The sequence below is a fragment of the Acinetobacter stercoris genome, from assembly GCF_900323515.1.
GTDB classification, from domain to species: Bacteria; Pseudomonadota; Gammaproteobacteria; order Pseudomonadales; family Moraxellaceae; genus Acinetobacter; species Acinetobacter stercoris.
On the sequence record NZ_OOGT01000288.1, the window covers coordinates 1 to 3,231 of the forward strand.

The 3,231-nt window shown below is 35.8% G+C and carries 3 protein-coding genes; 1 reads left to right on the forward strand and 2 read right to left on the reverse strand.

All coding sequences use genetic code 11. The features are described from left to right. Positions 1–42: 42 nt before the first annotated feature. Positions 43–828, forward strand: coding sequence for a DUF3472 domain-containing protein (locus KPC_RS18530; protein WP_121975806.1), 786 nt, complete (start codon positions 43–45; stop codon positions 826–828). A gap of 109 nt (positions 829–937) precedes the next feature. On the opposite strand, the gene KPC_RS18535 is transcribed toward KPC_RS18530, so the two are convergent. Both KPC_RS18535 and KPC_RS18540 read right to left on the reverse strand, forming a co-directional pair. Beyond that, positions 938–1,963 carry an esterase/lipase family protein gene (locus KPC_RS18535; protein ID WP_121975807.1) on the reverse strand — a complete coding sequence of 342 codons (1,026 nt, stop codon included), beginning with the start codon at positions 1,961–1,963 and terminating at the stop codon, positions 938–940. 135 nt (positions 1,964–2,098) lie between these two features. Continuing rightward, complete coding sequence (locus KPC_RS18540) at positions 2,099–3,130, reverse strand: lipase secretion chaperone (RefSeq protein ID WP_171334550.1); 1,032 nt, start codon at positions 3,128–3,130, stop codon at positions 2,099–2,101. Positions 3,131–3,231: the final 101 nt, after the last annotated feature.

Consider the following 3,231-nt stretch of genomic DNA (forward strand, 5'->3'; position numbering starts at 1 on the left):
CTATTATTTTAAATTCCAATACATTAAAAGAGATAATAGAACATGAGAAAACTAATAATTGCATCAACTCTCACAACACTTTCACTTTTCTCAATCAATCATGCTTCGGCTGGATTTGATAAAAAACAATGGGCAGTACACCTACTCAACTTTACTGGTGAAATTCCTAACAAACCAGCAAAAGGATTTAAAACATTGACCTATCCTATCAAGGTTGTAAAAGGAACTGACGATAGAAAAACTTATTATTCGCAATATATCAATTTTAACGTACCAACCCAAAAACGCTATGCATATTATGTAGGTATACAACCTCAAGGAAATAATGAAGCTCAAGTCATATTCTCTGTATTTGGCGATGCAAAAAAAATTGATGCTGAATGTAGTGGTAGTGCTGATGGTGGTGCTGGATCAAGCTGCAGTAAACGTGTCACCTATAAAAAAGGAGTCACCTATAATTTTATAGCGGATTTTGACAAGGAAGAAAATAATTACAATTATTGGAGCGGTTATGTTGTCGATACATCCACAAATACAAAAACTAGAATTGGTCGTTGGGCAACTCCAATAGCATGGGAATATTTATCAGGAAAAAGTATAGGATTTATTGAAATTTATACAGGCATCAATAGTTGTAATGAAGTCACTCCAACTTCCGCATTTTTTGAAGGAGGTATTGGTGAGTTAGGTAATAATGTACAAAGCCGAGGTATAATCAATGCTGCTTATGATGTCGGCGTATGTAAGGGTAAATTTAACTTTAATAGTACGAATCCTGCTGAAAAAACCAATGGGCGTACATTTACAATTGAGCAAGGTGTAGACTAATATTAATTAAATAACAATAAATCAATATATTAAGAAGACAATATAGATAGGGAATTTAACTCCCCTATCTATTTAGGAAAAATATACTCAAAAACAATCATATAGCCTGCTATAGTCCAGCAAGTTTCAAACGATTCGCATGCTGACTATATAATGGCACAGGGTTACCTGCTCCAGATCCAACCAATCCTAAAATCTGATTGACTTCATCTAGATGATTTTGCGGATAATCATCACGGATAACCTCACCCAAGTGACTAGAACACTTGGGTACTAACCCGTCATTTGGACTATCATGAAAAAGATTAAGCGCCAACATACCTGCATCTGACAAATCTAACAAATTCGTTGAGTGCCCAACACCACTCCACGAATAATAATTTATGCCATTTACCTTAGCCTCACCATTACCACAGTCTGTTTCAGGAATACCTTGAGGAAACTTTGCATTGTACTCAGCAGTACCCTCTTTAGTTAAACCATTTAATGCAGCCAATACATTTTGATCCGATACTCCACCACCCGAAAGTAATGTTTCAAGGCCAGTAAAAAAATTGATAAATGCCAATATAGGCTTGTCTAAACCAATAACACTTGCAGGCTGTTGAATATATTTTTTAACAACATCTGCTACTGGGCTGCCTTTATTTGAACCTGCAACTCCTGTAACAGAAGCAACTAAATCAGGTCTAACACCTGCAACATATCGGACAGACTGAACACCTTGGCTGTGTCCAATCAAGTTCACCTTATCTGCTCCAGTTAGTGCCTTAATCGTAATCACCTGTTTTAAAAGTTGTTCTCCTCGCACAGCATCTGAATTTGCAGCAGATACTGTTGTCACATAAGCTTTAGCACCCTGACGAGCTAAATCAGAAGGAATATTGTGCCAATAATTTACAGGGCCTATTTGAGAAAGACCAAATAAGCCATGTGCAAAGACAAGTGGATATTTTGTTTTCGCATATTCAGTTTGTTTGGAAAACAAACTCCAATCCGTTTTTGAGACAGCTTCACAATTCACCTCATCATTTTGAATTCCACAATTGTGGTAGGTCGAAGTTGTTATTGCAAAACCCATTATCGGTGTTAGTAATGTTGTTCCCAAAATCAGGGCTGGGACTATTTTTTTCATTGTTCGTGACTCCGTCAATATGAACATTATTTTTTGAAAGTATTTTTTATTACTGCATATAAACGATTTTCCTCTACATACTCCTTATGTATCATTAAAAAAACTCGATGATGAATAATCCTTAATTAAAACTTTTTAGTTGTTCTTTGCATCATGCATTTGCTCATAAGCTTCAACCCTAAGTCTTTCTTCTGGCGTTTTAAATGCACTACTCTTCAATTCATTGATTGCACTCTGTTGATTGATATTTTGCTGATTAGCAATAATGCGATCTCGTTCAGCTAAATATTGGTCTATTTTCTGTTGCCATTGCCCTTCCTGTAGATCGACTTTTTCTAATCGCTTTGCAGCAGCCTCACCCACCAGATTTTTTCGCATTTGATATAGTTCAGCTTCAGACCCACCTCGGGCTTTTATTTCGGCAGTTAATTCCTGTAATTGATTAAACTGAATTATCGGGCGCATGCTTTCAACTAATTCAGCTGGTTGTTGGTTTAATAGTTCAGCACTTTTTTGGGCTTTTTCTTCTGTTGTTAAACTTTTATCGTTATTAATCGCATACTGGGCAATCGCATATTGATCATATTGCTCCTCCTGAGCAAAAAACACATCAGCCTCTCGTGTTGTGAAGATTTGTCGACGTAATTTGGTTACAGCCGATGATACTGCTCGATAGCTTTCAATATTTCCATCTTTTACTGGAGACAAATTTCTGAGTTGATTCAGATAATCAATATATTTATCCAGTAATTGAAAAGCATATGGCTGAGCTGTTGCAGGCAATAATCCTGTTAAATACTGACGAATATCCAAGATCAGATTTGCACGTGTTTTCTCACCTTCACTTGAAAGAAAATAATCAAAACAGTCCCTGATACCCATTGATAAGACAAGTTGCCCTTTAGTATTGACTTGCAATGGGCAGTTAACCTCTGTACCACGTAATGAGGGTGCTAATACAGGCATGACACCATTAAACTTTAAAGGTGTCTGTTGTATAGTATCTATAGGCTGCGGTGTGTTTAGTTCATGGACTCCCGGATCAACGATCACATTAGCCATTGTATTTTTTGAGCTTTTAGGTTTTAGATACAAAAAAACTGCTAAAAACAACAGTAAAACCAGAACCAATAACACATATTTCTTGTGTCGAATAATCTCTTCCATGATGAAACTCTTTTTTATTACTGTTTATTTAAGATTTAACTTTTTTATGTACAACTGAACGTTATCTAATTACATTTTTATCTTATTTTAATGATTCCTTA